Here is a 2,499-nt window from a genome sequence, read left to right as displayed (position 1 = left end):
GGATCCTCGAGGGTTTCATGTCCGGCGTGCCGAAGGAGATCGATGAGACCGCCTATATCGATGGCTACTCCTTCCCGCGCTTCTTCCTAAAAATCTTCATGCCGCTGATCGCCAGCGGCGTCGGCGTGGCCTGCTTCTTCTGCTTCATGTTCTCATGGGTCGAGCTGCTGATCGCGCGCACCTTGACCACGACCGCCGCCAAGCCGATCGCGGCGATCATGACGCGCACGGTCTCGGCCTCCGGGCTCGACTGGGGCGTGCTCGCCGCCGCCGGCGTGCTCACCATCCTTCCAGGCGCGCTCGTGATCTGGTTCGTCCGCAACTACATCGCCAAGGGCTTTGCCCTAGGGAGGGTGTGATGAAACAAACGCACGAGTTCATCCGCAACACCATCGCCAAGGGCTTCGCCCTGGGGAGGGTATGACCATGAACCTCACCTGGATGGCATGGACGCTGCCAACGGCGATCTTTTTCATCACGATCCTGGTGCTGCTCTGTGGCATGGCGGTCTGGGAATACGCCTCGCCCGGCGGCAATCCCCGGGTCGGCGTCCTGCGCTTCGAGACGACGCGCGGCGACCGCCTCTTCGTTTCGCTGCTCGGCAGCGCCTTTATCCATCTCGCTTGGCTGGGTCTTGTCGGACCCAACCTGTGGTGGGCTCTCGCTCTCTCCGTAGTCTACGCCGTCGGCGTGTTCCGCTACGTATAGAGGGGGAAACTGTTGGAGCGACCGCGTGCCGACGACCGCTCCAGATCGCACTTGAAACTTGAAAAGTGGAGGAAACGAAATGCGAAGGCAATTTTTAACATCAACGACTGCGCTTGTCCTGCTCTGGGGAGCAGGCCAGGCCTATGCCGGAATGGACGAAGCCAAGACCTTCCTCGATACCGAAATCAAGGACTTGTCGACGCTCGATCGCGCCGGCCAGGAAGCCGAGCTGCAATGGTTCATCGATGCGGCGAAGCCTTTCGCCGGCATGGACATCAAGGTGGTCTCCGAGACCATCGATACGCATAGCTATGAGTCCAAGGTTCTGGCGCCCGCTTTCACCGCGATCACCGGCATCAAGATCACCCACGACCTGATCGGCGAAGGCGATGTCGTCGAAAAGCTGCAGACGCAGATGCAGTCGGGCGAGAATATCTATGACGCCTACGTCAACGACTCCGACCTGATCGGCACGCACTGGCGCTACCAGCAGGCGCGCAGCCTGACCAAGTGGATGGCGAATGAGGGCAAGGACGTCACCAACCCCAACCTCGACCTCGCCGACTTCATCGGCACCAAGTTCACGACCGCTCCGGACGGCGACCTCTACCAGCTGCCCGACCAGCAGTTCGCGAATCTCTACTGGTTCCGCTACGACTGGTTCAACGACGAGAAGAACAAGGCCGATTTCAAGGCCAAGTACGGCTACGACCTCGGCGTTCCGGTCAACTGGTCGGCCTATGAGGACATCGCCGAGTTCTTCACCGGCCGCGAGATCGACGGCAAGAAGGTCTATGGCCACATGGACTACGGCAAGAAGGACCCGTCGCTCGGCTGGCGGTTCACCGATGCCTGGCTGTCCATGGCCGGCAATGGCGACAAGGGCCTGCCGAACGGTCTTCCGGTCGACGAATGGGGCATCAAGGTCAACGAGAAGTCGCAGCCTGTCGGCTCGTGCGTCGCGCGCGGCGGCGACACCAATGGCCCGGCTTCCGTGTATTCGATCCAGAAGTACCTGGATTGGCTGAAGGCCTATGCGCCGCCGGAAGCCCAGGGCATGACGTTCGGCGAATCCGGCCCCGTCCCGTCGCAAGGCACGGTCGCGCAGCAGATGTTCACTTACACCGCCTTCACCGCCTCCTTCGTCAAGGACGGGCTGCCGGTCGTGAACGCGGACGGCACGCCGAAATGGCGCTTTGCTCCGTCGCCGCACGGCGTCTACTGGAAGGACGGCATGAAGCTCGGCTATCAGGACGTGGGTTCATGGACGCTTCTCAAGTCCACGCCTGATGATCGCGCCAAGGCCGCCTGGCTCTATGCGCAGTTCGTGGTGTCGAAGACGGTCGACGTGAAGAAGAGCCATGTCGGCCTGACGCTCATCCGCGAGTCGACGATCCAGGACAAGAGCTTCACGGAACGCGCTCCGAAGCTCGGCGGCCTGATCGAGTTCTACCGCTCGCCGGCCCGTGTTCAGTGGTCGCCGACCGGAACGAACGTTCCGGACTATCCGAAGCTGGCACAGCTCTGGTGGCAGGCGATCGGCGATGCGTCGTCGGGCGCCAAGACGGCGCAGGAGGCGATGGACTCGCTTTGCTCTGAGCAGGAAAAGGTCATGGAACGCCTGGAAAAGGCTGGCATCCAGGGCGACATCGGTCCGAAGATGGCCGAAGAGCATGACCTCGCCTACTGGAACGCCGACGCGGTCAAGAAGGGCAATCTCGCTCCTCAGCTGAAGATCGAGAACGAGAAGGAAAAGCCGATCACCATCAATTACGACGAACTGGTGAAGAG

The 2,499-nt window shown here is 61.5% G+C and carries 3 protein-coding genes; all 3 read left to right on the top strand.

What is annotated here, in order from left to right:
* Positions 1-359, top strand: a 359-nt coding sequence (locus EN906_RS30700) for an ABC transporter permease subunit (protein ID WP_164777487.1), incomplete at its 5' end; no start/stop codon positions are given.
* Between the two features lie 67 nt (positions 360-426).
* Positions 427-708, top strand: coding sequence for a DUF2160 domain-containing protein (locus EN906_RS30695; RefSeq protein WP_127269597.1), 282 nt, complete (start codon positions 427-429; stop codon positions 706-708).
* 79 nt (positions 709-787) lie between these two features.
* A partial coding sequence (locus tag EN906_RS30690) for an ABC transporter substrate-binding protein (RefSeq protein WP_164777486.1) occupies positions 788-2,499 on the top strand: 1,712 nt, incomplete at its 3' end.

Origin of the sequence: Mesorhizobium sp. M7A.F.Ca.CA.004.06.1.1 (assembly GCF_003999135.1) — a bacterium.
In the GTDB taxonomy this organism is placed as follows: domain Bacteria; phylum Pseudomonadota; class Alphaproteobacteria; order Rhizobiales; family Rhizobiaceae; genus Mesorhizobium.
Note: the sequence above shows the minus strand (reverse complement) of the source record. Positions and strands in the feature narration are given on the sequence as shown.

Bases quoted from the DNA above. Each gene is read 5' to 3' on its own strand.
- EN906_RS30695 (WP_127269597.1), top strand. From the start codon at position 427: ATGAACCTCACCTGGATGGCATGGACGCTGCCAACGGCGATCTTTTTC.